Source organism: Burkholderia sp. LMG 13014 (assembly GCF_905232215.1).
Classification (GTDB): domain Bacteria; phylum Pseudomonadota; class Gammaproteobacteria; order Burkholderiales; family Burkholderiaceae; genus Burkholderia.
Map to the genome: position 1 here is coordinate 1 of NZ_CAJNKE010000035.1, position 20394 is coordinate 20394.

At 64.8% G+C, this 20394-nt stretch carries 20 protein-coding genes and 1 tRNA gene; 8 read left to right on the forward strand and 13 right to left on the reverse strand.

Going from position 1 to position 20394, the window contains the following annotated elements; genetic code table 11:
* The 5 genes from JYJ84_RS07095 to JYJ84_RS07115 form a co-directional block, all read right to left on the reverse strand.
* The coding region (locus JYJ84_RS07095; RefSeq protein WP_240201839.1) for a DUF1176 domain-containing protein at nt 1-543 on the reverse strand (543 nt) is incomplete at its 3' end.
* A gap of 261 nt (nt 544-804) precedes the next feature.
* Nucleotides 805-1617, reverse strand: coding sequence for a nucleotidyltransferase domain-containing protein (locus JYJ84_RS07100; RefSeq protein ID WP_175221705.1), 813 nt, complete (start codon nt 1615-1617; stop codon nt 805-807).
* A gap of 55 nt (nt 1618-1672) precedes the next feature.
* Complete coding sequence (locus JYJ84_RS07105; RefSeq protein ID WP_272931299.1) at nt 1673-2896, reverse strand: RtcB family protein; 1224 nt, start codon at nt 2894-2896, stop codon at nt 1673-1675.
* Between the two features lie 59 nt (nt 2897-2955).
* On the reverse strand, nt 2956-4098 hold the full coding sequence (locus tag JYJ84_RS07110) for a slipin family protein (RefSeq protein WP_175221706.1): 1143 nt from the start codon (nt 4096-4098) through the stop codon (nt 2956-2958).
* A 258-nt stretch (nt 4099-4356) separates the two neighbouring features.
* Nucleotides 4357-4429, reverse strand: a tRNA-Phe gene (locus tag JYJ84_RS07115).
* A gap of 339 nt (nt 4430-4768) precedes the next feature.
* Between JYJ84_RS07115 and rtcR the strand changes: the two genes are divergently transcribed.
* A complete protein-coding gene (gene rtcR, locus JYJ84_RS07120; protein ID WP_175221707.1) occupies nt 4769-6394 on the forward strand; it encodes an RNA repair transcriptional activator RtcR in 1626 nt (541 codons plus the stop codon).
* A gap of 73 nt (nt 6395-6467) precedes the next feature.
* Complete coding sequence (locus tag JYJ84_RS07125; protein ID WP_175221708.1) at nt 6468-6992, forward strand: SUKH-3 domain-containing protein; 525 nt, start codon at nt 6468-6470, stop codon at nt 6990-6992.
* 38 nt (nt 6993-7030) lie between these two features.
* Here the strand turns inward: JYJ84_RS07125 and JYJ84_RS07130 are convergent, their stop codons facing one another.
* Nucleotides 7031-7615, reverse strand: coding sequence for a nuclear transport factor 2 family protein (locus JYJ84_RS07130; RefSeq protein WP_175221709.1), 585 nt, complete (start codon nt 7613-7615; stop codon nt 7031-7033).
* Between the two features lie 128 nt (nt 7616-7743).
* Here JYJ84_RS07130 and JYJ84_RS07135 point away from each other — a divergent pair, with 128 nt between their 5' ends.
* Nucleotides 7744-8286, forward strand: a complete 543-nt coding sequence (locus JYJ84_RS07135) for a MarR family winged helix-turn-helix transcriptional regulator (protein ID WP_122949724.1) — start codon at nt 7744-7746, stop codon at nt 8284-8286.
* Nucleotides 8287-8344: 58 nt separating this feature from the next.
* On the opposite strand, the gene JYJ84_RS07140 is transcribed toward JYJ84_RS07135, so the two are convergent.
* Nucleotides 8345-9556: an IscS subfamily cysteine desulfurase gene (locus JYJ84_RS07140; RefSeq protein WP_122949036.1), complete on the reverse strand. Its 1212-nt coding sequence runs from the start codon at nt 9554-9556 to the stop codon at nt 8345-8347.
* A gap of 254 nt (nt 9557-9810) precedes the next feature.
* Here JYJ84_RS07140 and JYJ84_RS07145 point away from each other — a divergent pair, with 254 nt between their 5' ends.
* The 5 genes from JYJ84_RS07145 (at nt 9811) to JYJ84_RS07165 (ending at nt 13947) form a co-directional block, all read left to right on the forward strand.
* Nucleotides 9811-10371 (forward strand): flavin reductase family protein, encoded by a 561-nt coding sequence (locus JYJ84_RS07145; RefSeq protein WP_236027126.1) that lies wholly within the window; start codon nt 9811-9813, stop codon nt 10369-10371.
* 36 nt (nt 10372-10407) lie between these two features.
* Nucleotides 10408-11886 (forward strand): 4-hydroxyphenylacetate 3-hydroxylase family protein, encoded by a 1479-nt coding sequence (locus JYJ84_RS07150; protein WP_043178102.1) that lies wholly within the window; start codon nt 10408-10410, stop codon nt 11884-11886.
* Nucleotides 11887-11934: 48 nt separating this feature from the next.
* Complete coding sequence (locus tag JYJ84_RS07155; protein WP_175221710.1) at nt 11935-12321, forward strand: cupin; 387 nt, start codon at nt 11935-11937, stop codon at nt 12319-12321.
* Nucleotides 12322-12394: 73 nt separating this feature from the next.
* Nucleotides 12395-13084: a DUF2848 domain-containing protein gene (locus JYJ84_RS07160; protein ID WP_175221711.1), complete on the forward strand. Its 690-nt coding sequence runs from the start codon at nt 12395-12397 to the stop codon at nt 13082-13084.
* A 320-nt stretch (nt 13085-13404) separates the two neighbouring features.
* Nucleotides 13405-13947: a MarR family winged helix-turn-helix transcriptional regulator gene (locus tag JYJ84_RS07165; protein WP_122949040.1), complete on the forward strand. Its 543-nt coding sequence runs from the start codon at nt 13405-13407 to the stop codon at nt 13945-13947.
* 228 nt (nt 13948-14175) lie between these two features.
* Here JYJ84_RS07165 and JYJ84_RS07170 read toward each other — a convergent pair whose 3' ends face one another.
* The 6 genes from JYJ84_RS07170 to JYJ84_RS07195 all read right to left on the reverse strand — a co-directional run bounded on the left by JYJ84_RS07170 (nt 14176) and on the right by JYJ84_RS07195 (nt 20304).
* Nucleotides 14176-15363, reverse strand: a complete 1188-nt coding sequence (locus JYJ84_RS07170; RefSeq protein WP_175221712.1) for an OmpP1/FadL family transporter — start codon at nt 15361-15363, stop codon at nt 14176-14178.
* Between the two features lie 517 nt (nt 15364-15880).
* Nucleotides 15881-16306 carry a nuclear transport factor 2 family protein gene (locus tag JYJ84_RS07175; RefSeq protein WP_175221713.1) on the reverse strand — a complete coding sequence of 142 codons (426 nt, stop codon included), beginning with the start codon at nt 16304-16306 and terminating at the stop codon, nt 15881-15883.
* A 23-nt stretch (nt 16307-16329) separates the two neighbouring features.
* Nucleotides 16330-17082 carry an alpha/beta fold hydrolase gene (locus JYJ84_RS07180; protein WP_175221714.1) on the reverse strand — a complete coding sequence of 251 codons (753 nt, stop codon included), beginning with the start codon at nt 17080-17082 and terminating at the stop codon, nt 16330-16332.
* A 383-nt stretch (nt 17083-17465) separates the two neighbouring features.
* A complete protein-coding gene (locus JYJ84_RS07185) occupies nt 17466-18455 on the reverse strand; it encodes an AraC family transcriptional regulator (RefSeq protein WP_175221715.1) in 990 nt (329 codons plus the stop codon).
* Nucleotides 18456-18902: 447 nt separating this feature from the next.
* Nucleotides 18903-19664: a bifunctional 2-polyprenyl-6-hydroxyphenol methylase/3-demethylubiquinol 3-O-methyltransferase UbiG gene (locus tag JYJ84_RS07190; protein ID WP_175221716.1), complete on the reverse strand. Its 762-nt coding sequence runs from the start codon at nt 19662-19664 to the stop codon at nt 18903-18905.
* A gap of 13 nt (nt 19665-19677) precedes the next feature.
* Nucleotides 19678-20304: a LysE family translocator gene (locus tag JYJ84_RS07195; RefSeq protein ID WP_175221717.1), complete on the reverse strand. Its 627-nt coding sequence runs from the start codon at nt 20302-20304 to the stop codon at nt 19678-19680.
* Nucleotides 20305-20394: the final 90 nt, after the last annotated feature.

Consider the following 20394-nt stretch of genomic DNA (forward strand, 5'->3'; position numbering starts at 1 on the left):
GACCGTGCCGACGCGGCCCTGCGTGTCGTCGATCAGCAGCAGCGCGGCGCTCAATCCCGACAACGGCGTGCGGGCGGTATGCGCCGACGCGGGATCGCCGAAGCTCAGCAGTTGCCCGTTGCGCAATGCAGCGAGCCAGGTGGCAACCGTTGCCGGATCGCTGGTTCGCATCCGGGCACGCGTCCAGAACGAGGGCGCGTCGTCATTCTTGTCGCCGGACGCCCGCCATTGAGCGGGAGCCGCATCGAACGGCCGGCCGTCGACGCGTGCGGTGCGCAGGTCCAGCGGCACCGTCGCGTAGAGGTCGAGCCATGTTTGGCCGTCCGGGCCGGCATCGCGCGTCACGCGCAGGATGACGCGCGTGCGTGCGTCGTCAATATCGTCCGTGTGACTTTCGGCAATGCAACGGTTGCCGTTGTCGCAGACGACCGACCAGTTCTTGAAGTTGCGCTCGACCGGCGGCCGCGCGAGCGGGCGAGCCTGGGCAACGATCGGGGAAACGGCGAGGAGGGCGGCGATGGCGAGCGAAAGGCGGTGCGACATGACGGTTCGGATCGGCTGTGGATGGGCGGGCGGAAGACGTCGGACTGCAAGCGCATCGTCAGCAAGCGGGGCAGGTCGAGGGCTGCGGCGCATGCGGCGGCGCGCGTTACCGAACGGCATCGAGTATACCGCCGCAATACGCTGCGATCGCGACGACGACGCGTAGTGTGCGGGCATGGACGTTGCTCGCCGGCATGGGTCGGACAAGTGCGGGCGCAAAAAAAACGGTGCGACGCCCGCAGGCATCGCACCGTTCACCTGTCATCGACCGTCGACTACGTCGCGCAGGAACGTGTCGAGCATCGCCACGTCGCCCCACGGCCGCTTGTATTCGCGATCGTGCTCGGCATCGGCGAGCATCGTCTCGACGAGCGCGTGGATTGCCGGCCGGCGTGGCCCGTATTCGCTTTCGTTCGCGCTCATCTTCAGCGCGAGCAACGCGTCGAGCTCCGCGCGCACCGCCGGCTCATGCACGGTGCCGTCGACGAGATCCACGAAGCGCATCGGCGGCATGCCGAGCCCCGAGTCGATCCAGCGCACCGCGAGCAGCGGCCGCAGTACGTACAGGTACTTCTTGTAACGCACCGTGTCGCCTTGCAGATAGCCGCGAAAGTTCTTCTTCGCCATCGCGAGGTAGTGGTGACGCCCGCGCACTGGTGAGAAGAACGCCGACGCCAGCGACCTGAGCCGCGGCGCCCAGCGCGCGTCTTCGCGATACACGACCGGCGAGTCGAGCCATTCGAGCAGCGTCGGGTTCGAGCGGCGCAGCAGTTGCAGCGCCTTGCGCAGTTCCCAGCCGCTGACGTCGAGCTCGTCGTCGAGCGGCCGCTCGATCACGTCGCGTTGCAGTTCGACGCTCAGGTACCAGTCGCGCCGATGCGCATACACGAAACGCACGTCGTAGTCGCTGTCGGGCGACGCGAACCCCCAGCCGCGGCTGCCCGATTCACACGCGAACAGCACGCTCACGTCGTGGCGGCGCTCGACTTCCGCGAGCTCTGCCATCACGCGCGCCCGCACGGCCGGGTCGACCGGGTGCGCGCTGCGCACGGTCGTCAATTTTTCCGTTTTCATTCTTGTTGCTTCCCTTTCGTTGTGCGCGGCCGCCGGCCATCGGCCGCGCACCGCGCTACCCTTTCACGCACACCACCTGGCGCAGCGTATGCACCACTTCGACGAGGCTGCGCTGGGCTGCCATCACCGCGTCGATGTCCTTGTAGGCCATCGGGATTTCGTCGACGACGCCCGCGTCCTTCCGGCATTCGACGCCCTGGGTTGCCTTCACCTGGTCGTCAACCGTGAAGCGGCGCTTCGCTTCGGTACGGCTCATCGTCCGGCCCGCACCGTGGCTGCACGAGCAGAAGCTTTCCGGGTTGCCGAGCCCGCGCACGATGAAGCTCTTCGCCCCCATCGAGCCCGGAATGATCCCGAGTTGCCCCTTCTGCGCGGACACCGCGCCCTTGCGCGTCACGAGCACGTCTTCGCCGAAGTGGCGTTCGCGCTGCACGTAGTTGTGGTGGCAGTTCACCGCGTGTTCGTCGACCGAGAACGGCTTGGCGATCACGCTGCGCGCCGCACCGATCACCGCATCCATCATGGCCTGCCGGTTGCGGCGCGCGTAGTCCTGCGCCCAGCCGACCGCTTCGACGTAATCGTCGAAGTGCCGGCTGCCCTCGGTGAAATACGCGAGGTTGCGATCCGGCAGGTTCGCGATGTGCTGCCGCATGTCGGCCTGCGCGAGTTCGATGAACAGGCTGCCGATCGCATTGCCGACGCCGCGCGAGCCGCTGTGCAGCATGAACCACACGTGGTCCGCTTCATCGACGCACACTTCGATGAAGTGGTTGCCGGTGCCGAGCGTGCCGAGATGCGCGTAGTGGTTCGTCTTTTCCAGCTTCGGATACTTGTCGACGATCCGCTGGAAGCCCGGTTGCAGCGACTTCCACGATTCGGTCACGGCGGCCGGCGTGCGGTCGCCCCATGCGCCCGGATCGCGGCGACCCGGCGCGCGGCCGTGCGGCACCGCGCGTTCGATCGCACTGCGCAGGCCCGCGAGCGAATCCGGCAGGTCGGACGCCGTCAGCGTCGTGCGTGCGGCCATCATCCCGCAGCCGATGTCGACGCCGACCGCGGCCGGAATGATCGCGCCCTTCGTCGGGATCACGCTGCCGATCGTCGAGCCCTTGCCGAGGTGGACGTCCGGCATCACCGCGACGTGGCTGAAGATGAACGGCATCTGCGCGGTGTTGCGCAGTTGCGCGCGCGCTTCGTCTTCAACGGCGACGCCTTGCGTCCACATCTTCACCGGCTTGCCGTTGGCCAGTTCCATTACCTGGTAATCCATATCACTCATGTTCATCACCTTGCTGCTTCGTTCATCGGGCACGACGCCCGTGCGCCGTGCCCGATCATTCATTGCGCGCCCTTGATGCTGACGAGTCCGTTCAGCACCTGGTCGAGACCGCCGAACACCGAGATGCGGTCGATCCGTTCCGCGACGCGCTCGAGCGTTTCCAGCTCCTTGAGCCGCAGCGCGGTCGGGTTTTCTTCCATCACCTTCGCGGTGTTCAGCAGCGAACGCGTGGCCGCCGTTTCCTCGCGGCGGCGAATCACGTTCGCCTGCGCGGATTTCTCCGCTTCGACCACCTGCGCGAGGATCGTCTTCATGTCGCCCGGCAGCACGATATCCTTCACGCCGACGCTGCGCACCTCCACGCCCGATTGGCCGAGGCGGGCACGCACCTGCGTGATCACGACGTCGTCGATCGACTGCTTGTCTTCCAGCAGCTCGTCGAGCGAACGTGTGCCGACCGCCGATCGCAAGGCGAACTGCAACTCGCGATACAGGTGTTCGACTGGCTTCTGCAACTGGCCGAACGCATGCAGCACGTCCGCATAGCACCACGTCGCCGACAGGTTCAGCCGCAGCGCGACCTTGTCGCGCGTCAGGATTTCCTGCCCGCCGACTTCGAGCGCCTGCAAACGCAGGTCGACGAGTTCGACCGTGACGTCGCGGTTGAAGCGCCAGAACGCCGCAGTACCCGCGTCCAGCAACCGCTCGATCTTGCCGTCGATCTTCAGCACGCCGACGTGGTACGCCGGCACCTGCGCCAGCAGCACGCCCGCCAGGCCCGCCACGCCGCGCGCACGCAGCGCCGGTTGCGCGATGCGCTTCACGAGCGCGGCCGGCAGCATGCTGTCCTGCGCGAGATCGACGCGTTCGAGACGATGCGTGGCCAGGCCGCGCCAGTACAGCCGGCGCGTGCCCGGCGCCAGGATCTCGACGAGCACGTCGTCTTCGTAGCGCAGGCCCGCTTCATCGTCGGCGAGATCCATCGCGACGAAGTGCCGGGCGAGCACGTCCGGTGCGTCGTGACGCAGGTAGTCGGCCAGTGCCGCATCGGCGAGCGGCGCGTCGAGACGCGCGGTCTGCACCGACAGCCGCTTGAGCGGATCGAAGGCCTTGAACACACCCGGTTCGAGCACCTTCACGAAATCGCCCTCATTCATCAGCAGCGCGCGTTCGTTTTTTTTCACGACATGTCGCATCCACATATTCTTGTCCTTTTCTTCAATGGCCGCCGGGTGACACGCATCGTGCGGATCGCGGGGCGACGCAATCGGGCGGGCGGCGCGCTGGCCCGGCGCCGAAGGGTACGGTGACGCATCCTGCATCGCGTCGTCGTGCGCCTTCGCGCGGGCCGTGCGGCCGTCCGGCCGATCGCGCGGAACCGCAACCGGTCCGACGCGCGGCGGGCCTTGCGGCCCGCACCGGCGGGTACTGCTTCTATCAAGAGACTGTCCTTGCGGACAGCGTTCGGACGGGATTCGAACCCGCCACCGGCCGGCTTTCGCCGGCTGCTCCACCTGGCTGAGCTTCCGAACAATGGGCGCCCCGGGATTCGAACCCGGACGAAGCATCCTGGCGCGCGCCCGTTTGCCTTCATCTGTCCATGGCGGCATGCGCTGCCGCAACGAACTGGGTTCGGCGGCGGCGCACCAGCAGGGCTTGTTGAACCCTGGCTCGCGGGCCAGCGGGACATCCGGCGCTCTCTATTTAGCGAGGAGCGTGCCAGCGGGCGCGTTTGTGCTTTGAATGTTTTTTTAAGCGATTGAAAATAAAGAGGATTTATTTGTTTTGGGAGGTTGGGTGCCGATGCTTCCCGCATCGCGTCATCGTGAAAATCCGATACAATCGGATCGCTTCTTATCCCATGAGATAAACATGCGAAAGACTGTCGCCATCGGCTTTCTCGGCACCGTGCTCGACCAGGGCGGCCGCGCGCCGCGCCGTTACCGCAAATGGCGGCCGACGATTTCGCTGTGCGAGCAGCCCGAGCTGCCGATCGACCGGCTCGAACTGCTGCATTCGCTGGACTACACGCGTCTCGCCAACCAGGTGCGGGACGATCTCGCGCGACTGTCGCCGCAGACCGACGTGCGGCTCACGCCGGTCACGCTCCACGACCCGTGGGATTTCGAGGAGGTCTATGCGACGCTGCATGACTACGCGCGTGCGTATCCGTTCGACCTCGAGCACGAGGATTACCTGATCCACATCACGACCGGCACGCACGTCGCGCAGATCTGCTGGTTCCTGCTGGCGGAAGCGCGCTACCTGCCCGCGCGGCTCGTGCAGACGGGGCCGCCGAAGCAGACCGACGAGGGGCCGAGCGGGCCGGGCACGATATCGGTGATCGATCTCGACCTGTCGCGCTACAACCGGATCGCGCAGCGCTTCACGCGCGAGCGCGACGAAACGGTGTCGTTCCTGAAGGCCGGCATTGCGACCCGCAACGCGCGCTTCAACGCGCTGATCGAGCAACTGGAGCGCGTGGCCGTGCGTTCGCGCGCGCCGATGCTGCTGGTCGGGCCGACGGGCGCCGGCAAGTCGTTTCTCGCGAAGCGCGTGTACGAGCTGAAGCGCGGCCGCCATCGGCTCGCGGGGCCGTTCATCGAGATCAACTGCGCGACGCTGCGCGGCGACGCGGCGATGTCGACGCTGTTCGGTCACGTGAAGGGCGCGTTCACCGGCGCGCAGTCGGCGCGGGCCGGGCTGCTGCGCGCGGCGGACGGCGGCCTGCTGTTTCTCGACGAGATCGGCGAACTCGGGCTCGACGAACAGGCGATGCTGCTGAAGGCGATCGAGGAGAAGCGTTTCCTGCCGGTCGGCGCGGATGTCGAGGCGACCAGCGATTTCGAGCTGATCGCGGGCACGCACCGCGACCTGCGGCAGATGGTGGCGGCCGGCACGTTCCGCGAGGATCTCTATGCGCGGATCAACCTGTGGACATACGAATTGCCGGGGCTGGCCGAGCGCCGCGAGGACATCGAGCCGAACCTCGAATTCGAGCTCGACCGTTTCGGCCGCGAGCAGGGCGAGCAGGTGCGGTTCAACGTCGAGGCGAAGCGGCGCTATCTCGCGTTCGCCGCATCGGCGCGCGCGGCGTGGGCCGGCAACTTCCGCGAGCTGTCCGCGTCGGTCACGCGGATGGCGACGCTCGCCGATGCGGGGCGGATCACCGAGGCGCTTGCCGAGCAGGAAGTCGAACGGCTGACGCGCACATGGTCGTCGCCGGTCCCGGGCGGCGCGGGTGCGTCCGATGCTTGCGTCGATGCGGTGTTTGGTGCCCGTGCGGCGGAACTCGACCTGTTCGATCGTGCGCAGCTCGAACGCGTGCTCGACGTGTGCCGCGCATCGGCTAGCCTGTCGGAAGCCGGGCGCACGCTGTTCGCGGTATCGCGGCAGAGCAAGAAGCAACCGAACGATGCGGACCGGCTGCGCAAGTATCTCGCCCGGTTCGGGCTGGATTGGGAAGGCGTGCGGCAGGCGCTCGACGGGGTGCGGTGATGGGCCCGTGCGCGTCATGCGGTCAAGGCGCCATGCGTGCGGTATCGCGTGTGAAAACTACAGGAGTGTTGTCGTGATCGAGATTCCGTCGACGGTCAGGCCGTTGTTCGTCGCAGCCGGTTGGCGCGGCGATGCCGATGGCCGCGTGTCGTCACGCGCTGACGACCATCCGGGCAATGCGATTCTGCGCGCGTTCGACGGGTTGATCGTGGGAACGGATCGCGCCGATCGCCGCGGGGAAACCTGCGCGCGGATGGGGCTCGCGTTTCATGCGCTGGCGCGCAAGGATCGCCAGATTGCCGAGTGGGAACAGGCGCTCGGGACGACGATGATCGGTATTGCCGAGGACGATCTCGGCTACGTCGAGTTTTATGTCGATGCGCAGGGGCGTATGTTCGCGGCCAATTGCGTGGTCGACGGCGTGTATCTGTGCGGATTCACGTTCGGCGAAGCGGTCGAGCGGACGCTGTGCGGGCGGGTCGCGATTCCGCTAGTGCTCGACGATCGCGCGACGATTGCCTATTACGGCGAGGATCTGACAAGCGACGATCCGCGCGTGATGACGGCCGCGCAGCTTCTCGCCGGGCGCGACGGTTAGCGCCCGTGCCGTGATGCGCTTGCGCGGCCGGCCGTGCTTCAACCGGCCGCGGCTGCCTGCCGGAACGGCGCCAGGAATGCCCAGTCCGGTTGCGCTGCCGCGACATCCGCGAGCCCGCGCGCGAACGCGTGCGCCGGCAGCCACGGATACCCGAACGCCGCGTGCAGCGCATCGAGTTTCGCCGATCGCGGATCGTCGATCGTATCCATCCGTGCGATATGAATATGCAGCGCGGCGATCCGAGCGGCTTCGTCGTCGTTGCCCGCGAACTGCCAGCGGTACGTGCCATGCCCGATCCGCAACGCACCGTTGTCCTTCTGCCGCATCACGACGAGCCACGACATCGCGCTGACGCCGTGTGCGTCGACCTCGGGTTCCGTGCAAACGTAATACGTCCGGCAGCGCTCGAACCGCTCGCCGAAATCCTCGACCAGCGTGCGTGCAATCGCGGCCGCACCCGTCACGCGCGGCGGAAAATCGATATCGTCGTTCGCGAGCGAAAAGCTCAACTCGGCATCGGCCGCGAAGCAGTCGGCGATCAGCGCGGGCCGGTTCAGGTCCTTCGCGCGCAGATAGCACTCGAGCAGCGCGCGAACCGTTGCGGGATGAAGCGGGTAGGGCATGAGCGAGCCTCCTGTATCGGGAAATTGGGCCGCATGCGCCGGCCGGCCTTGGCCGTGGGCGTATGTGCCTTTGTCGTATAATTTCGTTTCAAAGCTAAATTCGCATGACCGTACGGAGCGTCGAAGTCATGGCCAAGCAGCAAGAGGAGTCCGTTCTGACCATTACCAACCCGGCCTGCCTGATCGATGGCACGGACACGGAATTTCGCCATCTGATCAACGGGCTGCTGCCGTTCGCGGCCCGCCTGCTGTCGGTGCGCGACGGTTTCGGCTCGCTGATGGGCCTCACCGGCATCCAGTATTCGCTGCTCGTATCGGTTGCGCATCTGTCGCACGACGACGTCGTGACCGTCAACCGCCTCGCCGATCACCTGCACCTGAGCGGTGCCTTCGTCACGATCGAGACCGGCAAGCTGAAGAAGCTCGGCCTGATCGACAAACGTTCGGATCCCGACGACAAGCGCAAGATGCGGCTCACGGTCACGCCGGCCGGCTCGAAGCTGCTGAAGGCGCTCGCCGATACGCAGCAGCGCATCAACAACGTGCTGTTCGAAGGCGTGACGAAGACCGAATTCAAGGCACTCTGCTCGGTGGTCGACCGCCTCGTCACCAACGGCGACCGCGCGACGCTCGATCTCGCACACCTGATCGCGCGCCAGGAAAAAGGCTGACGCAAGCGAGCCGCAGGCCCGCCCGCGATCGCCGGCCGGCCTGACGCTTGGGCCACGCTCAGTGCGCGGCCCACTCGATCGTATTCAGGTCGACCCCTTCGAGATGCATGTCCCACAGCGGGCTCAGCTCACGCAGCTTGCCGACCGTGTCGCGCACCTGCGCGATCACGCTGTCCACTTCGGCTTCGGTCGTGAAGCGGCCGAGCGTGAAGCGGATCGAGCTGTGCGCGAGCTCGTCGCTGCGGCCCAGCGCGCGCAGCACGTACGACGGCTCCAGCGATGCCGACGTGCACGCGGAGCCTGACGATACCGCGACTCCCTTGATCCCCATGATCAGCGATTCGCCTTCGACGAAATTGAAGCTGACGTTCAGGTTGTGCGGAATCCGGCGGGTGAGATCGCCGTTCACGTAAACCTCGTCGAGCGTCGACAGGCCGGCCAGCAACCGGTCGCGCAATGCGCCGACGCGGCGGCTTTCCTCCCCCATCTCTTTCTTCGCGAGCCGGAACGCCTCGCCCATCCCGACGATCTGGTGCGTCGGCAGCGTGCCCGAGCGCATCCCGCGCTCATGGCCGCCGCCGTGCATCTGCGCTTCGATCCGCACGCGCGGCTTGCGGCGCACGTACAGCGCGCCGATCCCCTTCGGGCCGTAGACCTTGTGCGCGGTCACCGTCAGCAGGTCGACGTTCAACGCATTCACGTCGACCGGAATCTTGCCGGCCGCCTGCACGGCATCGCAGTGGAACACGATGCCGCGTGCGCGGCACAGCGCGCCGATCTCGGCGACGGGCTGGATCACGCCCGTTTCATTGTTCGCGAGCATCACCGACACCAGGATCGTGTCGGCGCGCAGCGCCTGCTTTACGGCATCGAGATCGAGCAGGCCGTCTTCCCGCACGTCGAGGTACGTGACGTCGAAGCCCTGGCGTTCGAGTTCGCGGCACGTATCGAGCACGGCCTTGTGCTCGGTCTTCACCGTGACGAGGTGCTTGCCCTTGCCCTGGTAGAAGTGCGCGGCACCCTTGATCGCGAGGTTGTTGCCCTCGGTCGCGCCGGAGGTCCACACGATTTCGCGTGGATCGGCGCCGAGCAGCGCCGCGACGTGCGCGCGCGCTTCCTCGACGGCCTGCTCGGCATCCCAGCCGTAGCTGTGGCTGCGTGAAGCCGGATTGCCGAACTGCTCGTGCAGGAACGGCACCATTTTGTCGACCACGCGCGGATCGACGGGCGTCGTCGCGCTGTAGTCCATGTAGATCGGACGGGATTGCATCGAAGCGGCTCCGGAAAGCGGTGTCTCCCGCGGTGCGCAACGCCCCGGGGAATAGGGTAGCCGCAGTGTACGTGGACATTCGCGGGCGCCGCGCAACATCCATCACGCCAGTAGGGTTGTCTTTCAAACAAAGCTTTCAAGGTCAGGGTTTACGACAGCTTGAACCCGCCTTTGTGTTTACATTTAATAAAAGCTAAATAACAAAGCTAAATAACGGTGCTTTGTTGGGCTGGATTCCGCAGCGGAATCCAGCGATGCAACCCAAGGAGGACGAGATGAGCGAGAACCATGCCGGAGCCGGAGCCGGAGCCGGAGCAGGTGCCGACGCGCAGCGGCGCTTTCGCACTGCGCTGTCGATGTTCGCGACGGGCGTCGCGGTGATTACCGCCCCGCGCAAAGAGGGGATGCCGATCGGTATCACGGTCGCGTCGTTCAATGCGGTGTCGCTGGATCCGCCGCTGATCCTGTTCTCGGTCGACCGTCGCAGCCTGAGCCTCGGCGATCTGGCCGGCGCGGGCGGCTATGCGGTCAACGTGCTCGACGAGACGCAGCAGCACCTGTCGAACTGCTTCGCGAAAGCGAACGGCGACAAGTGGGGCTGGCGTGCCGACGCGGCCGATGACGACGGCGCGGTGCTGCTGCCCGACGCGCTCGCGACGTTCGAATGCGAACCGTATGCGCAATACGACGGTGGCGATCACGTGATCTTCGTCGGCCGCGTGACGCGGCATTGCGCGCGCTCGGAAGGGCGCCCGCTGATCTTCTTCGGCGGTCGCTACCGCACGCTCGACGGCGTGCTTGCGCCGTCTGCCTGAATGCAATCCACGCTTCATTCCACCCAGGAGGACATCATGATCAAGAACGGGACTCAGCACATCGCGTCGCTGCGCGACGGGCGGCAGGTCTATCTGAACGGCCAGCCGGTCGGCGACGTGACCGCGCACGCGGCATTCCGCAATTCGATCCGCAGCTACGCGAGCCTGTACGACTATCAGGCGCGCGACGAGAACGTCGAGAAGATGACGTTCGTCTCGCCCGATACGGGCAACCGCGTCAGCCGGATCTGGCAACTGCCGACGTCCTACGACGAACTCGTCGAACGCCGTGCCGCGATGGAAGCGTGGTCGGAGCTGCATTACGGCTTCATGGGACGCTCGCCTGACCATGTCGCGTCGTGCCTGTCGGGGATGTATATGGGCGCGGACGTATTCGAGCAATACGATCCGGCGCGCGCGGGCGCGCTGCGCGACTACTACCGCTATGCGCGCGACAACGACCTGTTCCTGACCTACGTGATCGTGAATCCGCAGGCAAACCAGTCGAAGGCGGCGCACGAGCAGGAGGACAAGTATCTCGCGGTCGGCATCGTCGATCAGGATGCGGAAGGCATCACGGTGCGCGGCGCGAAGATGCTCGCGACGAGCGGGATCATGGCGAACGAGGTGTTCTGCAGCTGCATCCAGCCGCTGCGCGAAGGCGACGAGATGTATGCGCTGTCGTTCGCGGTGCCGATGAACGCGAAGGGCATGAAGATCCTGTCGCGCAAGTCGTACGAGGAGAACGCGACGTCGGTGTTCGACAACCCGCTGTCGAGCCGCTTCGACGAGAACGACGCGGTGCTGTATTTCGACGACGTGAAGGTGCCGTGGGAACGGATCTTCGTCGCCGGCAACCCGGCGATGTGCGCGAAGCAGTTCCACGCGACACCCGCGCACGTGTACCAGAACTACCAATGCCAGGTGCGGCTGATGACGAAGCTGCGCTTTCTCGTCGGGCTCGGCCTGAAGATCTCCGAGGTCAACGGCACGAATGCGTTCCCGCAGGTGCGCGAAACGCTGGGCCAGCTCGCGGCCGAAGCGTCGATGGTCGAGGCGTGGGTCTACGGGATGGAAGCGAAGGGCACCGTCGTCAACGGCTTCTACGTGCCCGATCGCAACATGCTGTACGGCTCGCAGGTCGTTACGCAGCAGCTCTATTCGAAGGTGCTCAACACGCTGCGCGAGCTCGCTGGCGGCGGAATGATCATGCTGCCGTCCAGCGTGCGCGACTTCGAGAACCCCGACCTGCTGCGCATTATCGAGAAGACGCAGAAGTCGCCGGTGTGCTCGTCCGAGGAGCGCGTGAAGTTCTTCAAGCTCGCGTGGGACGCGGTCGGCTCCGAATTCGCGTCGCGCCACAACCAGTACGAACTGTTCTATGCCGGCGCGTCGTTCGTCACGAAAGGGCACGCGTATCGCACCTACGACTGGCAGCGCGCATCGCATCTGGTCGATTCGATGCTCGGCAGCTATTCACTGAACCAGGAACTGTCGACGCCGCGCGCCGCCTGATGCGTCGCATTGCGCCCGACTGACCCGCTATCGCTACAGGAGAGACAGATGGCCATCAACAAGCTTCACGACGAATTCCATACGCTGGACATGCAGCGCGACTGGCGGCTGCCGGACGGTTATGACCCGGCATCCGGCGCGCAGGAACTGATCCTGTCCGGCGCGCTCGACACCGAGCACAAGCGCGGCAGCCGCACGCGCCTGTTGCGCCTGCCGGCCGGGCTGCACACGAAGAAGCCGTTCGTCCACGACTACTGGGAAGAGGTGTTTCTCGTCGAGGGCGACCTGACCGTCGGCAACGACGAGCACGGCAACGGCGGCACGCCGTTCAAGGGCTATACGTATGCGGTGCGTCCGCCCGGCGCATGGCACGGCCCGTTCAAGTCGAACGGCGGCTGCGTGCTGCTCGAGATCCACTACTACGACCCGGCGTAAGCGCGGGCCGATCCACGAAACACGGCGGGCGGCGGCACATCCTGCGTGCGCTGCTCGCCACGAGGAGCATTCGATGAAAACCATCACGTTCGCGATCGACGGTCGCGACGGCCGCACCGAGCGCGCGATCGCGATCGACACGCTCGTGATCGCGGGCTGGACGGGCCGCGATACGGTCGCCATGGAGAAGCACATCCGCGAGCTGGAGGAACTCGGCGTCAAGCGCCCGGCGACGCCGCCGGTGTTCTACCGCGTCGCGGCCGATCGTCTCGATCCTGCGCCCGCGATCCAGGTATCGGGCGGGCAGAGCAGCGGCGAAGCGGAGTTCGTGCTGGTGCGCGACGGCGGCGAGACCTTCGTCGGCATCGCGTCCGATCACACCGACCGCGAGGTCGAGACCTACGGGATCACGGTGTCGAAGCAGATGTGCGGCAAGCCGTGCGCGAACACGCTGTGGAAGTTCGACGACGTGGCCGGGCACTGGGATCAGCTCGTGCTGCGCGCGTACGCGACGATCGACGGCGAGCGCGTGCTGTACCAGGAAGGCAAGGTGACCGCGATGCGCACACCCGACGACCTGCTCGCGCAATTCGCACGCCATGACGGCCGCTTCGTCGACGGCACCGCAATGCTGTGCGGCACGCTTGCGGCGATCGGCGGTATTCGCCCGGCCGAGCGGTTCGAGGTCGAGCTGGAGGATCCGGTGCTGGGCCGCACGATTCGGCACGCGTATACGGTGGATACGCTGCCTGTCGCGGGCTGACGCGTTCTCGACGAAAACACCATCACGCGCGGCAGATCGCGATGATATTTGCGCGGCGCACGATGCTTGTGCGACCCGGCGGCCACGAAGCATCGTGGCACCGGTTCCGTTCGCAGTGGCGCTGCCGCGCGACCGCTCGTCGGTGCGACAGGATCGAGCAAGCGGTTGGCGTTTCCTTGCTTGAATGGATCGGTCTGCGGGCACGAAGGAGGAGGTCGCCTCGCTTGGCAGTCTCCAACAAGTGGCACTGGCGATCAAAAAAGATTTGATATATATCTAGTCTACAAAGCTAAATGATGTGCCATCAAGGAGTGGCTGCCATGGCGAACCTGAACGACGAGCGCATCCTGTCCATCACCACCGGAGCGTGTCTGGTTGACGGGACGGATGCCGCGTTTCGTTGCCTGGTCAACGGGCTGTTGCCGTTCGCGGTGCGGTTGCAATCAGTGCGCGACGGTTTCGGTTCATTAATTGGGCTGACGGGCATCCAGTACGCGTTGCTCACCTCGATTGCCCATTTTCCGCCGGATGACGCGGTGACGGTGGATCGTCTGGCGGACCAGTTGCACCTCAGCGTCGCGTACGTCACGATCGAAACCGACAAGCTCAGGAAATACGGGCTGGTCGAAAAACAGCGCCGTCCGGAGGACAGGCGGAGCACGCGGTTGACGATCACGTCCGCCGGTTCCGCGCTGCTTCGGGGGCTTGCGCGTCGGCAACAGGACATCAATAACGTGCTGTTCGAAGGCATCACATCTGCCGAATTCAAGGTGCTTTGCTCGCTAGTCGACCGCCTTGTGATCAATGGCGATCGGGCGACGCTGGATCTGAATCAGTATCTGGCAGACTTGGGAACGATCTGACCCGCACATGCATGCCGATGGCGAAGCGCTGTCGGGGCGCGCTGCCGCAGCTGGCAGGATCGGATGCGCGTGGCGACGCATTGGCGTCACCCCAGTTCTCTGCAACCTCCTTGGTCGATCGGTTCACACGCACCCATTCCACCGGTCACCTCGCACACGCGATGAACAATGCAACGGCTCACTGGCCGTGCATTGTTCGTGCATTCGTTTTTTTAGTGTCGTCTGCCGTCAAAATTTCCTTGTGTACGTGAGCGCCACGTAGTTGTTTTGCAAAAACGGGTTGGTCCCTGCACTCAGGCCGGTTCCGTTCACCTGCACGCGCGGCGAGATGGCATACGCGAATGACAGTTCCGACTGCTTGTTCATCCGATAAGTCGCGCCGACCGTGTAGGTGCGATTGAGCGTGATGGGAACGAGGAACGTAAATGCCGTATTCGCCGGTGTCACGAGCCGGTTCGTGATCTCGAAGCCTCCCCGCAACGTGAGCGTGTCAGTCACGTCGTATTGCACGCCGATGCGGTAAGCGTTGATATTGGCCAGGCCGAACCCCGGACCGTTCTCCGCACCGAGCGGCGCGGAGAACGTGACCGGATTGCCGAGCACGTGCGTACCGCCGTAGTTGAAGCGAATCCAGTCGAATCCGATCAGCCACTTCGGCGTCGGCCGGAAGGCGATGCCGATGCCGTATTGCTCCGGTTCGTCGAACCGGCCCCCGTCAGGGAAGATCGCGCGGTATTTGTGCCAGGGCGTGTACCGGATCTTCGATGCGTAGAACGCACCCATCGACAGCTGAGACGTGATCTGGCTCATCCACCCGATCTTGAAGCCGTATCCCGGCGTCCAGTCGCGACCCTGGTTCGGTAGCCCGGTCTGCGCCTCGACACCTTCGACGTCGATGGTCGACAGTGCGCCGACCACGGACAATGCAAGCGCGTGGTTCCGTTCCGCGCCGAAGCGATACGCGACGGTGGGCGCGACGTGCATGAAGACGCCCTGCGCAAACGTGTTCGAATTCCCCGGGATGCCGCCGTATGGTGTTCGGTAACTCATCAATGCGCCCGATGCCCAGGATGCCACCCCGAACACGAGCGACGGAGACAGCGACTTGACATAGCCGAATTCGGGCATCGGCACGATGCTCGTTCTCGTGTCGTATGTCGCTCCGTTGACTTGTGCGCCGCCGTGGATCGCGAACAAACCGCCGCCAATCTCCACCCGATCGCCAGAGAACGCGATGCCGGCAGGATTCTCTGCCGGTGCCAGCGCCGACTCTCCGGTCGCGATGCCAACGCCGCCCATTCCTTGCTCACGGGTGCCATAACCGGTCGTATAGATTCCGGTGCTGGCGATGCACACATTCGCCACGCTCGCCGATAGTGCCACGGCCAGCGAAATGACTTTACGCTGTTCCATCATGTCTCACTTGTCCTGTTGTCGCTTTTGTTCTGTTTGCCATAGCGTTGCGTCTTGCTATGTCGATATGGGGTTAAGCTGTTAGCTCAGTTGAGTACGTAATCCTAATGATTAGGGCGAGGTGAATTTCCAGAGCGATTTATCTGCCGCTGAGGTCCTTGCTACGACGAAGCGTTCACTATCGATTTCCACCCGTCGCGACGGCGTCTACGCGGATGTTGGTTTCAGTCATGACAGGAAGCCACGACGCGGTGCATCGAGAAGACGATTGACCCGGATCGCGAACACGTTGCCACGCTCAGAAACCGAGTGCGGTTTCGCGTGGCGCGGGTGTCACCCGTGTGCGATCAAGCGCACCGCCGGTGCTTGACGCTATCGAAAGCAGGCCAGCGTCGTTGCCGGAAGGCTTGAGCCGTGGTGTGCCGACGTGAGCAAATGCCAGCAGAGGCGCGTTGTTGCTCCAGCGATGTCCGGCACAAGGCGGCATGCGTGGAGCAACCCATCCGACATTCGTGGCGGCCTACTTGGTCGGCATCGCGGGCGAAGGCGCCGTAAGCGTGATGGCCAACGTCAGGTGCTCGAACATCCACCGTCCGGCTTGCCGTGTCATTCGGCCGATCAGCTTCGCGCAACCGAGGATCTCCACGGGGCGCCGATCCATGCCGAACTTCACGACGTATCCATGAATCACCGGCGCATCGTTGCTGCCTTCAACAACGAAGTTGGTCACCGTATGCATCGCGCCGTTCTCCGCTCCCTTGTCGATATGGCTCTGAATGAATGCTTCGATTTCCGCGCGCCCGTGGAACGCGCCATAGATCGCTTCGAACTTGCCGTCCTGGGTGAAGGACTCGGCCCATGCGCGCGCGTTGTGACCGTCGAGCGCCTGATAGGCACGCGCGACGGCCTCCTGGACTTCAAGTTTGGTTTCTGCCGATAACGTCATGTTGATTCTCCTTGGGGGTGGCTTCAGGCGGGTGCACGAGCAGCGCTTTGCCAGAACTGTTCGAGCACATCGTTGAAAGGTTTGCCGATCCGCTGGACTGCATGCGTTGAGCCGGGAAAGACTGCTCGTTGGGCACTCAGCTCAGCAGCCAGCGTGTCGCAGATGGCTTCGAACACCGGGCTGCACTGTCCCGAGACGATCAACTTCGGGAACCGGGCGCGCTTGATCTGCGCGAGCGGAATGTAGGTTGCCCACGGCGTCTCGGTCTTCAGGTTGGCCGTTGCCGCAGTAAGTCCCGGCGGAAGCGGTGAGGGCAGTTGCAAAGGCATCTGCAGCGCGGCGGCAAATCCGTCGAGGAAGGTGGCGGCGTTTGCCGTCGATGAACTGGCCCAGTGCCTTTGCATCGCCAGCGATGCTTCGGCCACGACCGGATGGCCCGCCGCGTTGGGAAATGCCGGTGGTTCGATGAGCGTGAGTGAACGAACACGATCCGGCGCGAGTGCCGCGGCACGCGCTGAAATGACGCCGCCCATCGACGTACCGACCACATGCGCGCCGTCTTCCAGCAGTTCGACGATATCCTGGGCGTCCGCTTCGGGATCGACGCAGGTGATCGGCGGATTGTTGCCGTATCCGCGTCGATTCACGATGACCAGCCTGTAACGATCGGCCAGCGAGCGCTGTTCCGAAAAGGCCGCTCGCCCGTCGTTCAGGCTGCCGTGAACCATCACGACTCGGTCGCCGTGGTCACCCAGTGTCTCGATATCTAGTTTCATTGTCTTGCCCCTCATCACGTTGAATTCGCTCGTGATGGCGCCGAAGCGTGTGATTGCTTCAGCACACCACGATTCAGGAGGATTGCGGTGCCGTTTCAGCGGTGGTCGGCCGGAACAGCCAGGTGCGCAATTTCTGAAGACAGGGTAGGCGGCCGGAAATCCGTGAACTAGCGGAAACGCGAAGACTTGCTATCGGAATCGCGCAATTTGCAGCAGCGTGATGGATGCGGCTGGACGCATCGTCCTGTTGAGTCGGGAGCGACGCAGGGCGGGCATAGGGGAGGACGTAGCGTCAGGCCGAATTTGTGGCTCACGACGCGCGACGCGGGGCGCAGCGCAGCTGCGTTCAGAGGAAGAGGGCAGAGGCAGGTGCCTGATCGCGCCTATTTGTTCAGGACTTCGGAGGGCTTCTTTCCGTAGCGACGCTTGAAGTGGGTAGAGAACTCGCCAAGATGGGAGAAGCCGCATTGGAGCGCGACATCCGTCACGGAAGTGCTGCCCGGTGCGGCGAAAGCAAGCGATTCGTACGCGCGTTCGAGGCGCTGGGTGCGCAGCCACTGGGCTGGCGTCACGCCAAGGTCGCGCTGGAAGCCCAGTTGCAGGCTGCGCAGGCTGACGCTGCATTCGCGGGCGACTTCGCTGAGCCTGACGGGCTCGCCAAGGTGCTCGAGCATGTAGGTCATGGCCCTCCGGATCTGTGCAGCAGGCGCGCGCTGTTGATTCGCGTTGATCGACGCGCTGAAATTGTTGGGTTGTGCCAGAAGGAGCGTTTCGATCAACAGCTCCTCGATCTGGACGAACAGCCGCGGGTGAGCTTGCGCATTGGCGAGTGCGGTCAGGCCCACGGCGGTTTCAATGAGCGTCAGCCACGGCGTGGGCAGGTCGACTAATGAAAGATTGAAATGCACGGGCTCGAATGTGGTCTTCCCCAGCATGCTCGCGCAAACCGACTCGACTCGCCGTCTATCCAGACGTAGCATGAGTTGGTCGAAACTCGCGCCGATATCGAGCCTGAAGTCGTGGTACGGTCCGACGATCGTGCCGCATCCCCTGGATAACGGGGCCATCGACGAACCATAAGAGAAACTGGCTTTCCCGCCCAGCGGGATCGAAACGATGAACGTGTCTTCTTCCGGCATGGCCGGTACGATGGTGACATCGCCACCGTAAAGTAACCGGCTGAGCGATAACGGCCCCATTGGCAGGTGATGAAGTCGCGCGGCAATCCGTCCATGCCGGCGCCGCAGCACGAGCTGGTGCGGGCGAAGCGCTTCGGCACAGCCGCGTACGACAGCATCCGGGTCTTCACTGGCGAGCATGAGGTGCTCGGCCTGCAAGAGATTGTCGGCAATTCTCGATACGGACGTGCTCATCGACTCGCTCCATCGTCGTCGGTCCTGACGGATCGCTCGCGCGTTCTGGCGTGGGCTGGCTCGCGGCCGTTGGCGCTTGTCCAGGCTTGATGTCGGCCCGCGCGGTGATGGGGGCGCCTGATCGCTTCCTCGCCGATGTTACAGGAGAGCCAGACCTTGTGTTGCCCGTGGTGTCGGCTGACGGGTGGCGCTTCGACGCGGTGCTCGTCTGATGAATCCGGGCACGGATTCAGGAGAGCGTAGTCGCCATGACGAGGTGCCCGATGTCCACGCAACGATGGGCATGTTCCCCGGGGTTCGAACAGCGGGCCGCGAGTCGGGTGCTCGACCTGTTCATGCCGGGCGTTGTTGGCCGCGTAGTACCGCATTCGCTCGATGACGGGTTGGCATCATCTGTTTCGGAAGCAACACCTCGATGCAATGTCCGGAAGCCGTTGGCCACGACACTCACGCGCGGCAGATCGCGATGATCTCCGCACTGGTCGTTTCGTCGAACGGTGTGCGCTGCCAGTCGCCGAACCAGTCGACCGATGCGAAACCGGCTGCCGTCACGCGCGCGTGCAGGTCGGGTTGCGCGATGAAGCGCAGCCGGCTCGTGTTCGTCAGTAACGTGTCGTCGCGACGGAAGCGGTAGTGCGTGTCGAACGTCACGATCGCGCCGTCTGCCGAGCGCACCGCATGATGAAGATCGACGATGCCCGATTCGCGCGATTCGACGCGGCGTGCCGAATGCTCCGGCGTCCATGCACGCCACGGCGCGATGCGCGGATTGCGGGTGTCGAACAGGAAGCGGCCGCTGTGGGCGAGCACGCGCCGCACGCCGCGTAGCGTCGAGTCGATCTCGGCGTCGGTCAGCAGGCACTGGAACGCATGCCCGGTCATCACGACCGCATCGAACGGCGCGCCGGGCGGCAGGCGCTCGAGCCCGCACGCGAGCCAGTGCACGGCATCGGCGCCTGGCTGGCGTCGGGCGTAGTCGATCATCGCCGGTGCGGGATCGATCGCGACGATGTCGTGCCCGGCTGCCGCGAGCCGGCGCGCGAACGTGCCGGTGCCGCAGCCGAGATCGAGGATGCGTTGCCGCGCGGTGCCGATCGCTGCTGCGTAGAACGCAAAATCCCGATCGCCCGCGTTGAACAGGTCGTAGACCGCGACGAGGCGCGGGTCGGTATAGAGGGCTTCGCCGGCGGGCGCCGCGGCAGACGTCATGCGGCCGCGTGCGTCAGCGCTGCTGCACGGCCACGCGCAGCCCGAGCGCGATGAAGATCGAGCCGATGATCTTCCCCTGCCAGCGCGTGAGCCACGTGAGCCGCTTCACGATGCGGCCGAGCGGGCGGATCGAGCACGCGATCAGCGTCGTGTAGAGCGAACTGAGCACGACGAAGATCAGCCCGAGCACCGTGAACTGCACGAACGTCGAGCCGCGTTCCGGATGCACGAACTGCGGCATGAACGCGAGGAAGAACAGCGCGGTCTTCGGATTCAGCACTTCGGCGGGAATCGCCTGCAGGTACGCCTTGAGCGGCGTGACGGGCGACACGCTCGGCAGCGACGGATCGGACGGCTTCTCGATCAGCGCGCGCACGCCGAGATAGATCAGGTACGCGGCGCCGACCACCTTCACGACGTTGAACGCGAGCGCCGACGTCATCAGCAGCGCCGACAGGCCGACGGCAGCGAACAGCGTATGCACGAAGTCGCCGCTCGCGACGCCGAGGCCGGTCAGGATGCCGGTCTTGCGGCCGCCCTGCACGGTGCGGCTCAGCACCAGCAGCACGGCGGGGCCGGGGATCAGGAACAGGCCCAGGACGACGGCCGTGAAGGTGGTCAGCGTGGTCAGGTCGAACATGGCGGCTCCGGCAGGTGGGTGCAGCTACGGGGGGATCGGGGCATTGTATTCGCTTCGGCGTGCGGTTGCTGAGGTGGCACGGGCACCCGC

Excerpts from the sequence above, each read along its gene's own strand:
- JYJ84_RS07100 (WP_175221705.1), bottom strand. The coding sequence starts at position 1,617 with ATGAAAACGGAAAAATTGACGACCGTGCGCAGCGCGCACCCGGTCGAC.
- JYJ84_RS07185 (WP_175221715.1), bottom strand. The coding sequence starts at position 18,455 with ATGAGCACGTCCGTATCGAGAATTGCCGACAATCTCTTGCAGGCCGAG.
- rtcR (WP_175221707.1), top strand. The coding sequence starts at position 4,769 with ATGCGAAAGACTGTCGCCATCGGCTTTCTCGGCACCGTGCTCGACCAG.
- JYJ84_RS07140 (WP_122949036.1), bottom strand. The coding sequence starts at position 9,556 with ATGCAATCCCGTCCGATCTACATGGACTACAGCGCGACGACGCCCGTC.
- JYJ84_RS07150 (WP_043178102.1), top strand. The coding sequence starts at position 10,408 with ATGATCAAGAACGGGACTCAGCACATCGCGTCGCTGCGCGACGGGCGG.
- JYJ84_RS07130 (WP_175221709.1), bottom strand. The coding sequence starts at position 7,615 with ATGCCCTACCCGCTTCATCCCGCAACGGTTCGCGCGCTGCTCGAGTGC.
- JYJ84_RS07110 (WP_175221706.1), bottom strand. The coding sequence starts at position 4,098 with ATGTGGATGCGACATGTCGTGAAAAAAAACGAACGCGCGCTGCTGATG.
- JYJ84_RS07190 (WP_175221716.1), bottom strand. The coding sequence starts at position 19,664 with ATGACGTCTGCCGCGGCGCCCGCCGGCGAAGCCCTCTATACCGACCCG.
- JYJ84_RS07165 (WP_122949040.1), top strand. The coding sequence starts at position 13,405 with ATGGCGAACCTGAACGACGAGCGCATCCTGTCCATCACCACCGGAGCG.
- JYJ84_RS07175 (WP_175221713.1), bottom strand. The coding sequence starts at position 16,306 with ATGACGTTATCGGCAGAAACCAAACTTGAAGTCCAGGAGGCCGTCGCG.
- JYJ84_RS07170 (WP_175221712.1), bottom strand. The coding sequence starts at position 15,363 with ATGATGGAACAGCGTAAAGTCATTTCGCTGGCCGTGGCACTATCGGCG.
- JYJ84_RS07145 (WP_236027126.1), top strand. The coding sequence starts at position 9,811 with ATGCAACCCAAGGAGGACGAGATGAGCGAGAACCATGCCGGAGCCGGA.
- JYJ84_RS07160 (WP_175221711.1), top strand. The coding sequence starts at position 12,395 with ATGAAAACCATCACGTTCGCGATCGACGGTCGCGACGGCCGCACCGAG.
- JYJ84_RS07195 (WP_175221717.1), bottom strand. The coding sequence starts at position 20,304 with ATGTTCGACCTGACCACGCTGACCACCTTCACGGCCGTCGTCCTGGGC.
- JYJ84_RS07135 (WP_122949724.1), top strand. The coding sequence starts at position 7,744 with ATGGCCAAGCAGCAAGAGGAGTCCGTTCTGACCATTACCAACCCGGCC.
- JYJ84_RS07105 (WP_272931299.1), bottom strand. The coding sequence starts at position 2,896 with ATGAGTGATATGGATTACCAGGTAATGGAACTGGCCAACGGCAAGCCG.
- JYJ84_RS07180 (WP_175221714.1), bottom strand. The coding sequence starts at position 17,082 with ATGAAACTAGATATCGAGACACTGGGTGACCACGGCGACCGAGTCGTG.
- JYJ84_RS07155 (WP_175221710.1), top strand. The coding sequence starts at position 11,935 with ATGGCCATCAACAAGCTTCACGACGAATTCCATACGCTGGACATGCAG.